Here is a 19560-nt window from a genome sequence, read left to right as displayed (position 1 = left end):
AAATTTAATTTATTTTAATTTAATTACGTAATTTATAAAGTTTTTTAGTTGATATAACATTTAAAAAATGGTATGATTAAAACGTTGTACAGGTTATAATATAATAATTTATATATTAAGGGAGTAGTTAGCAGGAAGTATTAAATGACTTCATGGGATTAGGTCAACATACTGGATATTTAATATTCTGGTTTAATCTTAAAAGACGAGACTTATATTCTGATATTAGAATATAAGTCTCTTTTATTTTGTTAAAATACATAGGAGGAATGAAAATGATATACGCTTTATATGGAATTTTTGCTGCATTTGTAATTGGTTTTTCAATTAAATTGTCTTATTATGTAGACGAGCTTGATAAAAAAACAAATTTATCAGGAGCTTTTATTGGAGGTGTTATGTTAGCAGCAGTAACTTCACTTCCAGAGTTATTTACAAGTATTTCATCTACTATATTTTTGAATGAGGTACAATTGGTTTCAGGTAATATTCTTGGTAGTAATGTGTTTAACTTAACTATTTTAGCAGTATTAGTTTTAGTAGGAGTTAAGAGATTCAAAAGCTCTGTAGTAACATCAAGCCATAGGAATACACTGAAACTTTTAATGGTGATTTATGTAATAGTGTTTGTTGCTAATTATATTGGAAGAGAATTTTCATTTTTTAGTGTAAGCATATTCTCTATAGCAATTATGCTATTATATATCTTTGGTGTTAAGGCTATGTCAGGGGATGAATCTCCAGAAGATAGTGGAGAAGGTAATTGCAATCTTACAGTAAAGCAAATATATGTGAGGTTTACACTATTAAGTATAGGATTAATTGTGTTTAGTATAGGTATTACTATAGTAACAGATATGATTGCAAAGGAGTTAAACCTAGGGGTTACCTTGGCGGGGGCATTGTTCCTTGGAGTTGCAACTTCTCTTCCAGAATTAACATCTTCTATATCTTTAGCTAAAAAAGGTAATTTTAATGCTATGATTGGAAACATTGTAGGAAGTAATTTATTTAATTTTTGCATATTGTTTTTAGCTGATATACTATATATAAAAGGATCTATTTATCAACCATCGAACCAAGGATACTTATTAATAATATTTGGATTTATATGTACTGTAGTTGCTTATGGTATGTTAAAGATAAAAAAAGAACAAGCAAAGGAGATACATAAGGTATCAAGTTCGTTACCTTATGTATTAGCGAGTATGGCAATAGTGGCTAGTTATGTAACATATTTAACAATGTCAATATAAAATAATAGGTTTTAGAAGCTCTGCTTTTAAAACCTATTATTTTATTACTGAAATTTTCAACAAAGCCACTTTATTAGTTGTATTAGAATGAATTGTTAACATTTTATCATCTATACTTGTAATTACAATGGTTATTGTATAAAATGTTAATATTAGTAATTAAACTCAAGTGCAAATGTGGGTAACTATATTTAGTAAAAAATCTAGTATTAAGTTAAACTTTAAGGGATGGTGATTTCGGTGTTAGTTATAAATAATGTCACGAAGAAATATGGAAAATTTGTTGCTAATGATAATATAAGTTTTCAAGTGGGCGATGGAGAGATAGCAGTACTTTTAGGGCCTAATGGTGCTGGAAAATCTACTATTATTAAATGTATATGCGGACTATTAAGATTTCAAGGAAATATATCCATAGAAGGTTTTGATAATAAATCCATAGAAGCTAAAAGAATAATTGGATATATACCAGAAGTACCTGTACTATATGATATGTTAACAGTGGAAGAGCATTTAGAATTTATTGCACGAGGTTATAATCTTACTGACTGGAGAGAATATGCTGAAAAACTGTTAAGGATATTTGAACTAGATGACAAAAAACAAAAGTTTGGGAAAGAACTTTCTAAAGGAATGCAGCAGAAGGTAAGTATTTGTTGTGCATTACTTCCAAAACCTAAGGTTATAATTTTTGATGAACCTTTAGTAGGTCTTGATCCCCATGGAATTAAAGCATTGAAAGAATTAATAATGGAATTAAAAAATCAAGGTGCAGCAATGATAATAAGTACTCATATGATTGATAGTGTGAAAGAGTTCTGGGATGTAGCACATATCATGATGAATGGAAAGATTGCGGCAACAAGGGTAAAAAAAGATGCTGAAAAATCTAATGAAGGATTAGAAGAATTATTCTTTCATATCACTGAAGGAAAGGGTGATCAGTAGTGAAAGGAATAATTTATCTATGGAGAACAACCTTAAAAAATCGAATAAAGGATTTAAAGAATCATCCTGGTAAATTAATAGGATATATAATTTTGATAGCTTTAATGGTTTTTGTTTTTATAACCTCAGCTAAAACTTCTAATAATGTTGATGTAAATAACTTAAGTCCAATTGCGGAGCTAGGAGCAATAATATATGCACTATTTATGTTTTTATTTACAACTCAAATTATCCAAGGATTATCATCAGGAGCTACATTTTTTAAAATGTCTGATGTAAACTTACTCTTTGTTTCTCCCATATCATCTAAAAAAGTACTTATATATGGACTTATAAGACAGTTAGGTACATCTTTATTTATATCCATCTTTATACTATTTCAAGCTGGTGTACTTAAACAGAGGTATGGAGTAAATCCGCTAGGTGTAATAGTAATATTCCTAGGATATTTTATGTTAGTTTTCATAAGTAGTATCATATCTATGGCTATTTATTCAATTACTAGCGGAGATGACGGTAAAAAGAAAGCAGTAAAGATTTTAATTTATCTCCTAGTATTACCTTTAATAATTTCTATTCTATTTAATATAAAAGAAGGTGGAAGAGGTATAGGAGCTATAGTTAATGGGATAAATGTAAGTTATCTAGAATTTATTCCTTTTGTAGGGTGGATAAAAGGAGTAATTTATGGTATTTTGATAGGCGAAACCTCTAATGCGTTAATGTATATTTTAGCAACACTTATAGGCGTAGTATTAACTATAGTTATTCTTATGAAAAGTAAAAATGAATATTATGAAGACGTACTTCAAGCTACAGAAACTATGCATAAACGTGTGGAAGATGCAAAAGAAGGCCGAATAGTAGAAGTTAAAGATACTAAGAAGATAAAATTAAAAAATGTTGGAATAAATAAAGGAAGAGGAGCTTCTGTATTCTTTTTTAAGCATATGTTAGAAAATAGGAGAGCAGGAAAATTCTTTTTAGACAATACTACTTTAATTCAAATAGTAGTTGTGGTCATATTTACATTAACAATGAAGGACATAGGAAGTATAATGGCTACCTTTGCTATGGCCACATATATTCAATTATTTATGACTTTTGCAGGGCGCTGGGTTAGAGAACTAAAAATGCATTATGTATATTTAATTCCTGAAAGTCCACTTAAAAAACTTCTATATATAGTTTCTGAAAACTTAATAAAGTGTTTTGTAGATGGGATTATACTATTTGTTATTGCGGGAATCATATTAGGTTCTTCACCTATAGAAATATTAGTATGTATAATATCAAGATTGGGATTTGGAATGTTATTTATAGCAGGAGATGTATTGTCTCAAAAAATATTCAAACAAGTTACAGGGAAAGGCTTATTAATGTTTTTAACAATACTTGCATTGATAATAATTGCACTACCAGGAATTATAGGTTCTGTAATTGTAGCAATTATCTTTGATATAGGAACAATTTCAATAATAATTACATTTGCATGGAATATGTTCATATCTTTTATAATTATATGGCTATGTAAGAATATATTAAATAACATAGAACAGAATTTAGTATAGTAATAGATGTATTACTTATTTATTTTAATATGATTTTAATAGAAATAAAATAGTCTTAAATAGCTGATTATATTAGTTATTTAAGACTATTTTAAAATAAAAAATACTTTAGTAGAAAAAAAGTATTTTAATTATAATTAATAGTATTTTATTAAGAAAATTTAAAGGCAAAGAGTTTTATTGATATATATCAGAAAACTCAATTTGAATTCGTTCTATTTTGTTATTGTAGGATCTAATTGAAGGAGGCGCTGAATCTTTTGAATGGTCAGATTTTACTATTTTATTAGGGAAATATAAAGTGAACTTACTACCTTCACCAACCTTGCTTTCTAAAGTTATATCTCCATCATGTAGAACCATAAGAGATTTTACAAGGGATAAGCCTATGCCGGTACCTTCAGAATTATTCGTACTAGATTTATCAATTTGTACAAATCTATCAAATATTTTTCTTTTCATAGAATCATCTATACCAATACCTGTATCTTTAATGGAAATAATAGTATTATTATCATCTTCAGAGATATCAATAAAAATTGTTCCGCCTGGATTAGTAAACTTTACTGCATTAGATAAGAGATTTAAAATAATTCTTTCTAATTTATCCTCATCTATAGCAGTAATTTTTTCTTCCATAGCAGTATCAAAAATAATGTTTATTTCTTTAGATTTAATGAAATCTACAACTGAGTCTACGATATTTTCTACAGAATAAACTATATTAATATTTTCAAGATTAACTTTAAAAGTAGAAGCTTCAATTTTAGTTAAATCAAGAAGATTATTAATAAGTCGTATAAGTCTAAAAGAATTTTGTTTTATACAGTTAGTATATTTCTCTGCATTGCTTAAGTCTAGATTTGGATTTTTTAATTGCTGAGACAGAAGTTGATCGGCACTATATATAACATTGATAGGGGTTTTAAGTTCATGAGATACATCTGCAAAGAAGTTTGTACGCTCTTTCTCATGAGACATAAGTTTATTGTTAGTTTTTTTCAAATCAGACATAGTATCAAGTAATTTTTTATTACTTAAATAACTCTCTTTCATATGTCTAAATTTAATTATAGAAAAGCAAAATCCTAATATTAAATACAAACCTATATCAAATAAATTTTTCCATGCAGTGCTACTATAATTTAAAATATTCATCATATTAAATATATAAATGGATGATGAAGGGATAAGTACTAATAAAGATTTTTTAAAATCTATTAAGAAAAATAGATTTATTACAAAAATCAAAATCAAAAAAAAAGTGATACTTCCATTAACTTCAAGAAGAGAAATACAAGAATATAAAGATAAGTACGTACCACCAAAAAGAAAAATATTAAATAATAAGTTATATATAAAAGTTGTTTGATATTTTATAGGAATTAAATTATAAACTAATAACCAAACAACTAAAAATATAGTTATAATGGCATAGAGATAGATATTGTTAATCACTATAGGAATTTCATCAATTATATTAATTATAAATAACAATGTACTTGAAATAAGTGTAAGTATAGATAAGTTATAACTAAAGTATAAATTTTCACTTAATAAATATGTTTTTAAATCAGAATAGTTATTTAGTTTAATTTTCATTTTCCTTACCTCACTAGCATAAAATTCAATAGAATAAAATAAAAATTATATACCTCAACATTATAATGTGTTAATAAATTACAATTTATAATTTATGATAAACATATCCGCGGATAAAAAATGGATAAATGGGTACATTGCAATTAAAAATTTTTTAAATATTTTAATTATAAAGTATACTCATAATTTATAATTAATGTTCATACCACACATATCCATAACTAATATAGCATATATGTTAGTAAATATAAAAAAAGTTAGTATATACAAGTAAATTTGTTTTAATAAAAAATATGTTGGTTTTTATTGAAATTTATCATTTTTATTTAAATTAAGACAAGAATAAATACATATATAACTAATACTTCTTTTTTATGAAAAAATTATGAAGAAAATTATAAAAACATAAAATATATTTCATGAATATTAACTTTGTGTTAATAATTTTAAACATAAAGTTAAATAAAGAAAAATTTATAGGTGTAAATTCAGTATATCGAATTAATATATAGATATTAGTATAAGGATTAAGAAGAGTAATAAATAATTATTTGGTTGATAGTATGTTATATGACTTAATTAGAATACATTGATTTTATAAAATATATATGATAGCATGTAAATGGAGTTGCTACATAAAATATATTATTAGTAGTCAGTAAAATCTCTCTTTCTCTACTGAAAGGGAGTTTATTTTGTTTCTTAGGAGGTAAAGATATGAAAAAAAATATGAAATCAATAATAATTTCTTTAATAGTTATAATTATTGCAATTGGTGGATTTTTTATCTACAAAAATTTTAATGCAAAGCAAAGAGTTGAAGGAGATAAAACTATAGAAGTTACAGTTATAAGTAAAAAGGATAATTATGAAAAAACTTATACACATTCAACTAATGCAGAAACTCTAGGAAAAGCACTAGATGAAATGAAGATAATTGTAGCTGATACATCTCAAGCTACTAGATTTATAACTGGAGTAGATGGACTAAATGCAGATGCTAACAAGCAAGAGTGGTGGAATTTAAAAATAAATGGAAAAGATTCCCAAACTGGTATAGATGATACTGCTATAAAAGATGGTGATAAGATAGAACTTATACTTACAATAGGTTGGTAATATGTATAAAACTAAAGATTTGATAATATTGGCATTACTTGGAGCGCTAATGCTTGTGTTACAAGTTATGATGAGTGGAATACCTAATATAGAACCAGTATCTTTTTTACTGGTAATATATACTTTAGTATTAGGCAGAAGAGCATTAGTAGTTGTAGTGGTATTTAACTTTTTACTAGGTCTTGTTAGTGGAATGGGAACTTGGTGGTTTGGATACTGGATTGTTTGGCCTATGCTAGTACTAGTAGTGCTGTTATTTAGAAAAATAATTAAAGAAAATTTTTTAGGTTGGAGTATAATATCCGGTGTGTTTGGAATGTTATTTGGAGCACTGTATTCAATACCATATATCTTTACAGTCTCTAAAACCTTTGCTTTAACTTATTGGATAAATGGAATACCCTATGATTTAATTCATATGGTAGGTAATTATTTTATTATGTTAATGCTTGGAAAAAGGGTATATAATTTATTGAAGAATTTAGTAGCAAAATATAATTTAGGCACTAAATTTTGAAGATAGATAGGTTTTAAAATATAAAAAGAACTTTGAAATTTCAAAGTTCTTTTTTATTTTTTAAGGAGTGGATTGGGGAATTAAGCCAATAAATAAAGTAATTAAAATGTATTTATGTTATATTTATCATATAGTGTCATTGCCATAACATATAATTTATATAAAATATAAACTAAAAGGCTAAGGAATAAATTGTAGAATCTAAGAGGTGGGAATATGAAGTTGCTAGAAACAGAAAGATTGATTTTGAGAAGTTGGAAAATAGCGGATTTAGATGATTTTTATGAGTATTCTAAAAATCCTAATGTTGGTCCTATGGCAGGATGGAAACCCCATAAGAATAAAGAAATATCTAAAGGTATACTTCAGTCATTTATAAAGAATAATGAGGTATGGGCAATTGTATATAAGAAAAATAATAGGGTAATTGGTTCAATTGGTAATCATAGAGATGTGAAAAGAAATTTATTAAAGGCAAGAATGATAGGATATGTACTTTCAGAAGAATATTGGGGAAAAGGAATTATGACTGAAGCAGTAAATAGGGTAATAAAATATTTGTTCGAAGAAATAAAATGTGAAGTAGTATCTTGTTATCATTATCACGGAAATCAAAAATCTAAAAGGGTTATAGAAAAGTGTGGATTTAAATATGATGGAACATTAAGAATGGCTAGCGAAACTTATGATGGAAGAATATATGATGATCTATGCTATTCCATAACTAAAATGGAGTATTGTGATGAATATAAAAATAAATATTTATAGGTAAAGTATAATAATTATAGATTGAATATATTTAAAATATAGACTCCATGAATAATTAGTTCGTAGAGTCTATTAATTTTAGTTAACTATTTTTAACCTTAGGTTTATTTACTATATATATTCCAACACATACAAATACAAGTGCCAACAGATTTTTCCAATGCCAAATAGATTCTTTTAAAAATATAGCAGAAAGAAAAACACCAAACACAGGTGTTAAAAAATTGTATATAGAAATTTTACCAACATTATTATGCTTTAATAAGATAGTCCATATTGTAAAAGCCACTGAAGAAAGAAGTGAGAGATATAAAAGTAATAGCATAGCTTCAGTAGAAGGTATAGAGGTTCGTGCACCTCCAAGTGCGCCTACAATTACAAGTAAAACCCCTCCAAAGAGTAGTTGCCATCCTGTGACTATCATGCTATCTTCTCTCTTAGCTGCTTCTTTACTTATAAGAGATCCAATTGCAAAGGAAGCAGCAGCAAGAATAATAAATCCTTCACCAGTAAAGGTAAAACCACTTCCAACTTTACCACCTAAGTTAATTATAACTACTCCCATAAATCCAACAATACATCCTAAAATCTTTTGGAAATTTAATCTATCATCTGAATATATAAAATGAGCAAGAATTACAGCCATAAAGGTTGCGGTACCGTTTAATATGGACCCCTTAACACCGGTAGTATGAGAAAGTCCTATGTAGAAAAATAAATATTCTAAAGTAGTTTGAATAAACCCAAGTAGTGCAATATGACTTAAGGCCTCTTTTTTAGGAAAAGGAAATTTTTTTTGAATTATCCAAGTTAATAAAATTACTAGAAGACCTGATAAAGCAAATCGATTGCCTGCAAAGAGAAGTTTACTAAAAATATCATTTTCGCCTATAGAAAATAAAGAGTAGCCAATCTTTATAGATGGATAGGCACTTCCCCAAAGTAAGGTACATAGTAAAGCTAACAATAAAATCACACCATTTTTTTGAAAAACATCTTTTTTACTCATAATTTAAATAATCCCCTCTGTACATTTAAAACTTAAATAATTACAAATTAACTTATGTTTATTGTGAATATAGTTTTAAAATTCTAATTATCTCAATTAGAATTTTACTATTATATGCAACCAATGTAAATGAACATTATTATTTGTTGTTTTTGACAATAAAATTTATCTTATCTAAAATGTAAAAACGAAATTTCAATATAAAAGTTCAATACAAATATATAAGGAAAATACAGAAAAATGGAGAATGGAGAATTTTGAGTAATTTAATCAAGTGTATTTAAGTCTTAAGAAGTTGAAAATGATTATCAATTAAGCTATTATGAAGTAGTGATAAGTACTATCAATTAAAATTATATTTCAATTAATAATGTAATTTTATTGTTACATCAAGTATATATAAGTGTTTAAGAATATCACATAATTTAATACATAAAGATATTTAGGATACGTAATAAAGTTTTGGAGGAAATATGAAAAAGAAATATTTAATTCCTTTATTCATAATACTGTGTATGTCTTCAATATTTATAGGGGTTCAAAATATAAGTATTACAGATATAATGCAATGGAACCAGGGTAAGATGAATATAATAATTTTAACTAGATTGCCGCGGCTTATTAGTATAGTGGTAGCTGGAGTAGGAATGAGCGTTGGTGGAGTTATAATGCAGCAAATTAGTAATAACAAATTTGTTTCTCCAAGTACAGCAGCTACCGTAGACTCAGCAAAGCTTGGGGTACTAGTTTCTATGCTACTATTTTCATCAGCAACTTTGATGCAAAAGATGATAACAGCATTTATATTTGCCCTTTTGGGAACCTTTGTATTTATGAAAATACTTAAAAGCATAAAAATGAAAAATGTTGTATTCATACCTCTAGTGGGAATAATGGTAGGAAATGTTATAGGGTCTATGACAGATTTCTTTGCTTATAAAAACAATTTAGTTCAAAGTATGGGAACTTTTCTCCAAGGAGATTTTTCCATGATTATAAAGGGAAATTATGAGCTCCTCTATTTGACTATACCATTATTAATATTAGCACTTTTGTATGCTAATAAATTTACTATTATAGCAATGGGGGAGGATATCTCATCAAATTTAGGGATTAACTATAATAAGGTTGCCAATATTGGAGTTATAATTGTTGCATTGATTTCAGCTTTAGTAGTAATAACTGTTGGGAATATACCTTTTATAGGATTAATAGTTCCGAATATAGTATCTATATTTAAAGGGGACAATCTTAGTAAGAATATTTGGGATACAGCTTTGTTTGGGGCAATATTTGTACTAGCATGTGACATTATAGGTAGACTTGTAATTCATCCCTATGAAGTACCTATAAGTCTTACTGTAGGAGTTACAGGAAGTATTATATTCCTTTACCTGATATTTAGGAGGAATAGAAATGAAGGATAATATAGATAAAAAAAAGTTATATATACTTGGAATAGTTGCATTATTTGTTATTGGCTTATTTTTGTTTGAAGGATTAAATGGTATAAACTGGGATTATAACCTATCAAAGAGAATACCTAAGGTTATAGCTATAGCAGTTACTGGAGGGTCAATAGCCTTTTCTTCTATGATATTTCAGACAGTAACAAATAATAGAATCCTAACGCCAAGCATACTTGGACTTGATTCCTTATATATGTTTGTACAAACCATATCCGTGTTTTTATTCGGAGCATCAAGTATATTTATGATAAACAGAAATGTGAATTTTATGGTTTCAGTTACAATAATGTTAGTTGGAACTTTAGTTCTTTATAAAATATTATTTAAGAAAGATGGAAATAGTAATATATTCTTTTTGCTATTGGTGGGAACAGTATTGGGAACCTTGTTTAAAAGTATGACATCTTTTATGCAAGTAATAATTGATCCAAATGAATTTGAAACATTACAAAGTAAAATGTTTGCTAGCTTTGCTAATGTTAATACGGATATATTGTTAATATCAGTAATAGCCTTACTAATCATTTTTGTATTATTTTATGATGATGTAAAAAAATTAGATGTTATGCTTTTGGGAAGAGATCAAGCTATAAACTTAGGAATAGATTTTGATAGATTTTCTAAAAAAATATTAATAGTTGTAGCAGTATTAGTATCAATATCTACAGCTTTAGTTGGACAAATAACCTTCCTTGGATTATTGGTGGTTAATCTATCTTATCAGTTTCTTAATACATATAAACATAGTTATCAAATAACGGGAAGTATATTGATAAGTATAATTGCTTTAATAGCTGGACAGTTCATAGTGGAAAGAATATTAAACTTTGGAAGTACAGTAAGTATAATAATTAATTTTATTGGTGGAATTTACTTTATATATCTTTTAATGAAGGAGGGAAAATAAATGATAGAAGTTAGAGGTATAGTTAAAAAGTATGGAGATAATCCAGTAGTAGACAATGTATCTTTAAACATAGAAAAAGGTAAGATTACTTCTTTCATAGGACCTAATGGAGCAGGAAAGAGTACTTTACTATCAATGATATCTCGTATTATGAAGAAAGATGAAGGCGAAGTTATTATAGATGGTAGGGAGTTAGAAAAATGGGACACTAAGGGACTAGCTAAAAAAATAGCTATACTTAAACAATCTAACAATATAAATGTAAGATTAACTATAAAGGAAATAGTTAGCTTTGGACGTTACCCTCACTGCGAAGGTAGACTGACAAAGGAAGACACAAAGTATGTAGATGAAGCCATAGAATATATGCAACTTAAGGATATTGAAGATAGATATTTAGATGAGCTTAGCGGTGGACAAAGACAAAGAGCATATATTGCTATGGTAATAGCTCAAAATACAGAGTATGTACTATTAGATGAACCATTAAATAACTTAGATATGAAACATTCAGTACAGATGATGAAAGTATTAAGAGGGCTAGTGGATGATCTTGGAAAAACTGTAGTGATAGTTATGCACGACATAAATTTTGCATCAGTTTACTCAGATAAAATAGTTATTCTTAAAGATGGAAAGATAGTTAAAGATGATATAACTGATGCCATAATATCAAAAGATGTTTTAGAAGACGTATATGAAATAGATTTTCACATAAAGAATATAAACGGAAACAACATCTGCGTATATTTCTAAGAGAGACCCCAAATCTATGATTTGGTTGGTCGAACTTAAGTGACCATTTTAATCTATGATTTAATTATGGAAACTTACTCATTTGAGTGTAACGAAAAGGAGTAAGTTTCAAATAGTAAGGTGACAAGGAGTATCCTTACGAGCAAAGCGAGAAAAAGAAATCTATGATTTCTATAACAATAAAATATAATTTATTCTTAAATTCAAAATTAAAGAAATTTATTATAAATAAATATTAAGATATAAGGAAAATATTAATTGGATATAGATGAAAGGAATAGGTGAAACAAATGAATAAGAAAAAAATTAATATAATAGTAGGAGTTGCAATAGTTGCTTTAATTGGTGTGTTTGCAGCTACAAAACTTGGTAACAAAGATAATGAAGGGGAAAAAGGTGAAACTATAAAAATAATCCATACTGCTGGAGAAACTGAGGTACCTAAGAATCCAGAAAAAGTAGTAGTATTAGACTATGCATCTTTAGATATTATGGATTCATTAGATATAAAAGGATTAGTAGGATTACCAAAGAAAAACCTGCCAACTTATCTTTCAGAATATAAGGAAGAAAAATATACAGATTTAGGTGGATTAAAAGAATTTAGTCTAGAAGTAATCAATGAGATCAAACCGAATTTAATAATAATTGAAGGTAGACAAGCTGATTATTATGAGGAACTTTCTGCTATAGCTCCAACAATACAATTAGGAACAGATACTACAAAGTATTTAGAGTCATTAGAGTCAAATGTAAACATAATAGGACAAATATTTGGGAAAGAAGATGCAGCAACATCTAAATTAAAAGAACTTAATAAAAGAGTTGAAGAAGTAGGCAAAAAAATAAAAGAGCAAGGGTTTAATGCTTTAGCTACTATAATTACAGATGGTTCTATGAGTGTATACGGAGCAGGATCAAGATTTTCAATTATATTTGAAAAGTTCGGCTTTGTTCCAACAGATGAGAATATAGAAGTATCAAAGCATGGTCAAAATATAACTTATGAGTACTTATTAGCTAAAAATCCAAACTATCTTTTTGTAGTTGATAAGTCAGCAGGAACAAGTGGATCAGAAGATTATTCAGCAGCTAAGGAAGTAATAGAGAATGAATTAGTAAAAACTACAGACACATATAAAAATGGAAATATAGTTTATCTAAATGCTCAAGCTTGGTATGTGGGTGGAGCTGGACTTCAAGCAGCTGATTTAATTATAGAGGATATGGAAGGTATCACAAAATAATAATTAGTAAAATAGAAAATAGCTATTTGACATTCTAAAAGTCAAATAGCTATTTTTATAATGTGTTTAGTTGTTATAATACTGTCATCATATTAAAGTTAGTTATATAATGTAAAAATTATAATAGAGAGTAGAATAAATTAATAAAGAGCATATTTATATAGAGAGGAGGTGTTTCTATGGAAAGTAGAAATAGTAGTAATTATAAGGGGATTGATATAAGTAGTTGGCAAGGAAATGTAAATTTTAAAAAAGTAAAAGACGGTGGGATAGAAATAGTTTATATTAAAGCAACGGAAGGTATAAGCTATGTTAATAATTATTTTTCTTCATCCTATAAAAATGCTAAAGAGCAGGGTTTGAAGGTTGGATTTTATCACTTCTTTCTAGGAGGAATAGATCCTAAAGCTCAAGCTAGGCATTTTGTAAATACCATTGGAAATAGAGAATTTGATTGTAGACTAGCTATAGATATAGAACAGACTAATGGTTTAAATAAGACATCTTTAACAAGTGCAGCAATAATATTTTTAGAAGAGGTTAAGAGACTAACTAGTAAAGGTATCGTAGTTTATACCTATACTAATTTTGCAAGAACTAGTTTAGATAGTAGGTTAGGAATATATCCTTTATGGATTGCTGAATATGGGGTAAGCAAACCTGCTAGTAATCCAATATGGAATCAATGGGTTGGTTTTCAATTTTCAAGTACTGGACAAGTCCCCGGTGTAAGTGGAAATTGTGACCTAAATGAGTTCAATGAGGGAATATTATTAAATGGACAAAGTATACCAGAAAGTCCAAGTACAGATGATAATAGTAAAAATGATAAATACTATACAGTACAATCAGGGGATACTTTAAGTGGAATAGCAGAAAAATATAATACAACCTATCAAGTATTGGCATCTATTAATGGTATATCGAATCCTAATTTAATATATCCAGGACAAAAAATAATATTGCCAACAGGTAGTTCTTCAACAGGAGGTAATACCGGTAATTCATCCTATTATATTGTAAAATCAGGAGATACTTTGAGCGGTATAGCACAAGAATATGGAACTACAACTAAAGTTCTAGCTAGTATTAATAATATATCAAATCCTAATTTAATATATCCAGGACAAAAAATAGTATTACCATCAGGTAGTTCTTCATCTAAAGGTAATGCTAGTAGTTCATCCTATTATACTGTAAAATCGGGGGATACTTTAAGTGAGATAGCACAGCGGTTTGATACTACTACTTCAACTCTTGTTAAGCTTAATAATATATCAAATCCAAATTTAATATACCCAGGACAAGTGATAAAAATAAAGTAAAACAACCTTAATGAGAAAAAGAGACTGTTGCAGAGTGATTTTTAATCTATTCTGCACAGTCTCTTGTATTTGAAATTTAATATATAACTTATTAGTTGTAATAAAAAGTTATTATATTTATATTAAACCTTGTTTTTCTAAAAATTCTCGGGATACATCATTAGGTTCCATCTGTAGTTCATCAACTTTATAATTAAGTTCCATCATGATGTCATCATTAAGGATAGTTGATAATTGTTCCAATAGAGGAATTATTTCTGGATACTCTTTAAGAGTTTCACCTCTAACTATAGGCATAGCATAATAGGGTGGGAAAAAGTTCTTATCATCTTTTAATGTCTTTAATTTAAATTTCTTTAGCAATCCATCTGTTGCGAAGGCATCTACCACATCTATCTCTTTGCTGATTAAAGCAGTGTATCGTGGAGAACCATCAAGGCCTATAGAATCTTTAAATGAAAAATTGTATTTTTTGCTTAGTCCAGGAAGACCATCATCCCTGTTTAAGAATTCTAAGGTAGTTCCAGACTTTAGGTTAGTAGCAATGAGTGAAAGATCACTAATACTTTCTAAATTATATTTTTCAGCTGTTTCTTGTTCAACAGCTAAGGTATAAGTATTATTAAACTCCATTTGTTTTAAAACTTCAATATTGTATTTTTCTTTGAAATCATTTTTTACAGTAGCATATACTTTTTCCATATCACTTATAGGAGGATTGCCTAAGGTATCTCCATAAGCTGTCCCACTATATTCAATATATAAATCTATGTCATCAGATTTTAAAGCAGAAAAACATACTTGAGTACCACCAAGATTTATTTTACGATTTACTGAAATATCAGTATTTTCTTCAATTAAATCTGAAACCATGTGGCCTAATATCATTTGTTCACTAAAATCTTTACTCCCTACAGTAATTACTTTTGAGTTAGTATTAACATTAGTAATTGCAGAAAATATAAATATTAGAATAATAAAAATACTTGAGATTGCTAATATTCCTTTTTGCATTTTACGAGTTTTCATGAAATCTTTTTTTGTATTAGACTTAACCTTTTGTAAACTGATTGGAGTTGTTAGTTTTTCAACAATACTAGCTAGAAAATCTACAGCTAAAGCTAGTATACATGCTGGGATTGCACCAGCTAGTATTTGATTATTATTCACAGTTCTTATTCCAGAGAATACAAGGTAACCTAATCCACCGGCACCTATAAAGGCAGCAATGGTCATTAAGCCAACAGCAGTAACAGAAGAAATTCGAACTCCAGCCATTATAACAGGGAGAGCTAATGGAATTTGAATTTTTGTTAGAATTTGAAATTTTGTCAATCCTATTCCTTTTGCGGCTTCAATTGTCTGTGGGTTAATATTAGAAATCCCAGTATAAGTATTTTTGATTATAGGCAACAAGGAATATAGAATTACTGTTGTAACTGCAGGGAGAGTTCCTATACCTAAAAATGGTATGGAAAATCCTAATAAAGCCATACTAGGTATAGCTTGAATAATATTTGCTGCTCCAAGAATTGGTTTATTTAACTTCTTGACATAGGAAATTAGAATTCCTAGGGGAACACCTATTAAAATTGCTAGGCCAACTGAAATTGAAGTAAGTCTGATATGCTCAATCAATAATGATATAATTTGTGTTTTATTTTGTAAAATGTATTCTAAAATATTCATATTACTACGCCTCCTCTTCTATATATTGTTGACTAAGCGTTGTAACAAGACTACTTTCAGTAATTAATCCAATAAGACTGCTACTATCATTTAAAACAGGAACTGTTGAAATATTATTCTCATTTACAATTTTTAAAATATCAATTATAGTATCATTTGGAGAAACATAAATATAATTATTGTTAAGAATAGAACTGATTTGAATTGATTTATCATCAATTGATCGCATTTGTTTTGCCTTTACTATTCCTTGCAGTTTTTTTGATTTGTTATCAACAACCATTAAGCTATCAACTTTGTACGAACGCATCTTTTCTATACATTTAAATATTGATAGGTCCTTAGAGCAAGTTATAGGATTTTCTATCATAATATCTTCAGCTTTAATAAAGTCAGGAGAGGTCCAGATTCTTTTTTTACCAACAAATTGTGAGACAAAATCATTAACGGGGTTTTTTAATATATTTTCAGGTGTATCGTATTGAATAATTTTGCCTTTATCCATGATACACATCTTATCTGATATTTTTATAGCTTCATCCATATCGTGGGTTACAAATATAATAGTTTTCTTTAGTTTTGATTGTAAATTCACAAGTTCATCTTGCAAACTTGAACGTGTAATTGGATCAAGAGCTGAAAATGGCTCGTCCATTAATATTATATCTGGATTAGTGGCAAAGGCTCTTGCGACACCTACTCTTTGTTGTTGCCCTCCACTTAGTTCTACAGGGTATCGATTAAGAAATTTATCACAATCAAGACCAACCATATCCATTAAATTATATGTTTGTTGTGTAATGTCTTCAGGATTTTTATTTTGAACTTTTGGTATTAGTTCAATATTTTCTCTTATGGTCATATGAGGAAATAAACCTGTTTGCTGGATAACATAACCCATATTTCTTCTAAGATCTATTACATTTTTAGTGCTAATATCTTCATTGTTAATATATATTTTACCAGAAGTTGGTGTTATGAGACCATTTATCATTTTTAGTGTAGTTGTCTTTCCACAACCACTTTCACCTATAATAGCTACTAATTTACCTTTTTCAATCTCAAAAGAGACATCAGAAAGAACAGTAGTATTTTTAAATTTTTTTGAAATATTCTCGAATTTTATCAATGTAAATCCTCCTTTGTAAAGTAACAACCTAATTATAAATGAAAGTTGTTACTTTGTCAAATTCAAAAAAAATAAACTATCGCAAAAATATATTAATCTTAGTTCATATACTAGCAAAGATTAATATATTATTTTCTGATAGTTTAATTAATTTATATTAAGTTTATTACATACAATTTAAATTAGGGATATAAATATTTTTTTACACGCTCAATGCAATTTTCATCTCCAACAAAATAAAATATATCATTTTCTTGAAAAACTGCGTATGGTCCTGGTGACATAAGTAAAGAGTCGTTTCTTCTGATTGCTATTATTGTTGCTGAAGTATTATGCCAAAAGTTTATATCAGATGCAGATTTATTAATATAAGGTGTAGCAGATGTTATTTCTACTTGAAATGGTGTAAATGGATTTACAGAGCGTAATCTATCAGTTTTATCTATTAAATCAGAAAGACATCCGTATAAAAATTTTATTTCTTTTTTTTGTCTGTCAACACTATCAATAATATCTTGCTTTAGATTACTTATAGTATTAATATCATCATGTTGTTTAACGAATTTTATAGCATTTTCGTAGGACTTTATAGTAACTCCACTACCTTTTGAAGTATCTACAATATTTAAGTCTGATAATACACAAATAGCACGCCTTGCAGTTTCAGATGAGACACCATATTGACTTGCAAGAGAAGATCTTGCATAAATCTTATCACCAACTTTATAATGACCATCAACAATTTTGGCTGCAACATCGGCTGCTATTTGTTGATATCTAGGACTTGTTATTTTAAATTTATTTTCCATAATAATTCTCCTATAACTATATTAATAACAAAATTAAATATATCATATTTAATTTTAAATTAGTATATATTAGTACAAATAAAATTAGCATTCCACTTTATTGTAATGAATTGACATAGAATATAATAGTGATATACTTTAATTAATACCACTTATAAACGTTTACAGTTTGTAGGAAATAAGCTACTTTTAAAAGTAATAACATTTTAAAGAATATGTTAAAATTAATTTAAATATTTTTAGAGATGATATTATATAGAGTATACCCTAATATATTGGAATAAAGGACTAAAATTAAGAAAAAATTAAAATTTTGTAGAAAAATATATTTTGAAATTTTAGTATTTTGTATTATAATAATATTATAGAACAAATTTTTTATGCTATATATTAACAATTTAATATATATAATTAGTTTCATTTAAAATTTCCCTATAATTTTAAAAGAACTAGACATTAAACAAGACACAGACAGAAAAAGTCTACCATATAGATGGTAGGCTTTTTCTGTTTTTGTCTTGTTTACTAAAGATAAAGATTTAAATTATTAAAATAGAAAAAAATAATTGATAAAATATATTGAAATTAATTGTTGGTTATTATAATGTATACATATTAAAATGATTATCTCTATAAGGATTTAGGAAGGGAGTTACTATGAATAAGTGTAAAAAGTTTATATGCGTATCTGTAGGGTTGATATGTTTTACACTTGGAGCGATAGGGATTATATTACCTATACTCCCTACAACACCATTTTTGCTGTTAGCCTCTTTTTTCTTTGTAAAAGGGTCTGAGAGATTTGATATTTGGTTCAAGAACACAAAGATATATAAAAAACACCTAGATAGTTTTGTAAAGGAAAAAGCAATGACTTTAAAACAAAAGATGACTATATTGTTATTTGCTGATTTTATGATGGCATTTCCACTTATAATTTTAGATAGTTTAGTTATAAAATGCATTATTGTTTTGATGATAATAATTAAATATTACTATTTTCTATTTGTAATAAAAACTATTAATAATTAATAGTTTTAAACTTCAATTGACAAGTTGGTAAATATATATATAATTATAAGTATAATAGCTAAATGCAAAGAAAAGGAAAGTAACTTTAAGAATACTTATACAGAGAGCTTTCATTGGTGAGAAGAAGCAATGGATATTAAAGAGAAAATGGCCTTGGAGCAGTGCACCGAGATTTAATATTAAGGCTGCAACGGGTTCACCCGTAATAGTGATAGAGTATAACTATAAACAGGATTTTTATGAGAAATTTTATCTATGTACTAGTCGTGGAATAAATTTCATGTAAGCAAATTTAATTATAACGTACTTGAAGAGATTTATATTGTGAAATGTAAATGAAGTAGGATGGTAACACGAAGTTTTAACTCTCGTTCCTAAGATTAATTTCTTAGGAACGAGAGTTTTTA

Annotated in this window: 17 protein-coding genes; 12 read left to right on the top strand and 5 right to left on the bottom strand. The window is 27.5% G+C overall.

Annotation, left to right across the window (positions count from 1 at the left end; translation table 11 throughout):
• Positions 1–275: 275 nt before the first annotated feature.
• The 3 genes from B2P65_RS03950 (at position 276) to B2P65_RS03940 (ending at position 3775) form a co-directional block, all read left to right on the top strand.
• Positions 276–1256 carry a cation transporter gene (locus B2P65_RS03950; RefSeq protein ID WP_346879629.1) on the top strand — a complete coding sequence of 327 codons (981 nt, stop codon included), beginning with the start codon at positions 276–278 and terminating at the stop codon, positions 1254–1256.
• 240 nt (positions 1257–1496) lie between these two features.
• Positions 1497–2204, top strand: a complete 708-nt coding sequence (locus tag B2P65_RS03945) for an ABC transporter ATP-binding protein (protein ID WP_346847522.1) — start codon at positions 1497–1499, stop codon at positions 2202–2204.
• Positions 2204–3775: a putative ABC exporter domain-containing protein gene (locus tag B2P65_RS03940; protein ID WP_346847521.1), complete on the top strand. Its 1572-nt coding sequence runs from the start codon at positions 2204–2206 to the stop codon at positions 3773–3775. The genes B2P65_RS03945 and B2P65_RS03940 overlap by 1 nt, the downstream gene beginning before the upstream one ends.
• A gap of 177 nt (positions 3776–3952) precedes the next feature.
• On the opposite strand, the gene B2P65_RS03935 is transcribed toward B2P65_RS03940, so the two are convergent.
• Positions 3953–5377, bottom strand: a complete 1425-nt coding sequence (locus B2P65_RS03935; RefSeq protein ID WP_346879628.1) for a HAMP domain-containing sensor histidine kinase — start codon at positions 5375–5377, stop codon at positions 3953–3955.
• Between the two features lie 717 nt (positions 5378–6094).
• Here B2P65_RS03935 and B2P65_RS03930 point away from each other — a divergent pair.
• The 3 genes from B2P65_RS03930 to B2P65_RS03920 all read left to right on the top strand — a co-directional run bounded on the left by B2P65_RS03930 (position 6095) and on the right by B2P65_RS03920 (position 7781).
• Positions 6095–6496 (top strand): DUF4430 domain-containing protein, encoded by a 402-nt coding sequence (locus B2P65_RS03930; RefSeq protein WP_346876568.1) that lies wholly within the window; start codon positions 6095–6097, stop codon positions 6494–6496.
• 1 nt (position 6497) lies between these two features.
• Positions 6498–7013 (top strand): hypothetical protein, encoded by a 516-nt coding sequence (locus B2P65_RS03925; RefSeq protein WP_346847517.1) that lies wholly within the window; start codon positions 6498–6500, stop codon positions 7011–7013.
• Positions 7014–7229: 216 nt separating this feature from the next.
• Positions 7230–7781 carry a GNAT family protein gene (locus tag B2P65_RS03920; protein ID WP_346847516.1) on the top strand — a complete coding sequence of 184 codons (552 nt, stop codon included), beginning with the start codon at positions 7230–7232 and terminating at the stop codon, positions 7779–7781.
• Positions 7782–7863: 82 nt separating this feature from the next.
• Here B2P65_RS03920 and B2P65_RS03915 read toward each other — a convergent pair whose 3' ends face one another.
• Positions 7864–8790, bottom strand: coding sequence for a DMT family transporter (locus B2P65_RS03915; protein ID WP_346847515.1), 927 nt, complete (start codon positions 8788–8790; stop codon positions 7864–7866).
• A 473-nt stretch (positions 8791–9263) separates the two neighbouring features.
• Between B2P65_RS03915 and B2P65_RS03910 the strand changes: the two genes are divergently transcribed.
• The 5 genes from B2P65_RS03910 (at position 9264) to B2P65_RS03890 (ending at position 14494) form a co-directional block, all read left to right on the top strand.
• Positions 9264–10217, top strand: coding sequence for an ABC transporter permease (locus B2P65_RS03910; RefSeq protein WP_346878239.1), 954 nt, complete (start codon positions 9264–9266; stop codon positions 10215–10217).
• Positions 10207–11166, top strand: coding sequence for an iron chelate uptake ABC transporter family permease subunit (locus B2P65_RS03905; protein ID WP_346879627.1), 960 nt, complete (start codon positions 10207–10209; stop codon positions 11164–11166). The genes B2P65_RS03910 and B2P65_RS03905 overlap by 11 nt, the downstream gene beginning before the upstream one ends.
• Positions 11167–11922, top strand: a complete 756-nt coding sequence (locus B2P65_RS03900; protein ID WP_346847512.1) for an ABC transporter ATP-binding protein — start codon at positions 11167–11169, stop codon at positions 11920–11922.
• 290 nt (positions 11923–12212) lie between these two features.
• Positions 12213–13169, top strand: coding sequence for a siderophore ABC transporter substrate-binding protein (locus B2P65_RS03895; RefSeq protein ID WP_346847511.1), 957 nt, complete (start codon positions 12213–12215; stop codon positions 13167–13169).
• Positions 13170–13348: 179 nt separating this feature from the next.
• Positions 13349–14494, top strand: a complete 1146-nt coding sequence (locus tag B2P65_RS03890; RefSeq protein ID WP_346878242.1) for a LysM peptidoglycan-binding domain-containing protein — start codon at positions 13349–13351, stop codon at positions 14492–14494.
• A 117-nt stretch (positions 14495–14611) separates the two neighbouring features.
• Here B2P65_RS03890 and B2P65_RS03885 read toward each other — a convergent pair whose 3' ends face one another.
• The 3 genes from B2P65_RS03885 to B2P65_RS03875 form a co-directional block, all read right to left on the bottom strand.
• Positions 14612–16183: a glycine betaine ABC transporter substrate-binding protein gene (locus tag B2P65_RS03885; RefSeq protein ID WP_346847509.1), complete on the bottom strand. Its 1572-nt coding sequence runs from the start codon at positions 16181–16183 to the stop codon at positions 14612–14614.
• A 4-nt stretch (positions 16184–16187) separates the two neighbouring features.
• Entirely contained in the window at positions 16188–17312 is a 1125-nt protein-coding gene (locus tag B2P65_RS03880; RefSeq protein WP_346847508.1) for an ABC transporter ATP-binding protein, read from the bottom strand.
• A 182-nt stretch (positions 17313–17494) separates the two neighbouring features.
• Positions 17495–18121 carry a TrkA C-terminal domain-containing protein gene (locus tag B2P65_RS03875; protein ID WP_035129977.1) on the bottom strand — a complete coding sequence of 209 codons (627 nt, stop codon included), beginning with the start codon at positions 18119–18121 and terminating at the stop codon, positions 17495–17497.
• 657 nt (positions 18122–18778) lie between these two features.
• Between B2P65_RS03875 and B2P65_RS03870 the strand changes: the two genes are divergently transcribed.
• A complete protein-coding gene (locus B2P65_RS03870) occupies positions 18779–19153 on the top strand; it encodes a YbaN family protein (RefSeq protein WP_035129974.1) in 375 nt (124 codons plus the stop codon).
• Positions 19154–19560: the final 407 nt, after the last annotated feature.

The organism is Clostridium sp. UBA3061, assembly GCF_002367465.1.
GTDB lineage: Bacteria > Bacillota > Clostridia > Clostridiales > Clostridiaceae > Clostridium_J > Clostridium_J sulfidigenes.
The sequence above is the reverse complement of the archived record's forward strand: the minus strand, read 5'-3'. Positions and strand labels throughout refer to the sequence as shown.

Bases quoted from the DNA above. Each gene is read 5' to 3' on its own strand.
- B2P65_RS03920 (WP_346847516.1), top strand. From the start codon at position 7,230: ATGAAGTTGCTAGAAACAGAAAGATTGATTTTGAGAAGTTGGAAAATA.
- B2P65_RS03870 (WP_035129974.1), top strand. From the start codon at position 18,779: ATGAATAAGTGTAAAAAGTTTATATGCGTATCTGTAGGGTTGATATGT.
- B2P65_RS03905 (WP_346879627.1), top strand. From the start codon at position 10,207: ATGAAGGATAATATAGATAAAAAAAAGTTATATATACTTGGAATAGTT.
- B2P65_RS03900 (WP_346847512.1), top strand. From the start codon at position 11,167: ATGATAGAAGTTAGAGGTATAGTTAAAAAGTATGGAGATAATCCAGTA.
- B2P65_RS03895 (WP_346847511.1), top strand. From the start codon at position 12,213: ATGAATAAGAAAAAAATTAATATAATAGTAGGAGTTGCAATAGTTGCT.
- B2P65_RS03930 (WP_346876568.1), top strand. From the start codon at position 6,095: ATGAAAAAAAATATGAAATCAATAATAATTTCTTTAATAGTTATAATT.
- B2P65_RS03935 (WP_346879628.1), bottom strand. From the start codon at position 5,377: ATGAAAATTAAACTAAATAACTATTCTGATTTAAAAACATATTTATTA.
- B2P65_RS03950 (WP_346879629.1), top strand. From the start codon at position 276: ATGATATACGCTTTATATGGAATTTTTGCTGCATTTGTAATTGGTTTT.
- B2P65_RS03925 (WP_346847517.1), top strand. From the start codon at position 6,498: ATGTATAAAACTAAAGATTTGATAATATTGGCATTACTTGGAGCGCTA.
- B2P65_RS03910 (WP_346878239.1), top strand. From the start codon at position 9,264: ATGAAAAAGAAATATTTAATTCCTTTATTCATAATACTGTGTATGTCT.
- B2P65_RS03890 (WP_346878242.1), top strand. From the start codon at position 13,349: ATGGAAAGTAGAAATAGTAGTAATTATAAGGGGATTGATATAAGTAGT.
- B2P65_RS03885 (WP_346847509.1), bottom strand. From the start codon at position 16,183: ATGAATATTTTAGAATACATTTTACAAAATAAAACACAAATTATATCA.
- B2P65_RS03915 (WP_346847515.1), bottom strand. From the start codon at position 8,790: ATGAGTAAAAAAGATGTTTTTCAAAAAAATGGTGTGATTTTATTGTTA.
- B2P65_RS03875 (WP_035129977.1), bottom strand. From the start codon at position 18,121: ATGGAAAATAAATTTAAAATAACAAGTCCTAGATATCAACAAATAGCA.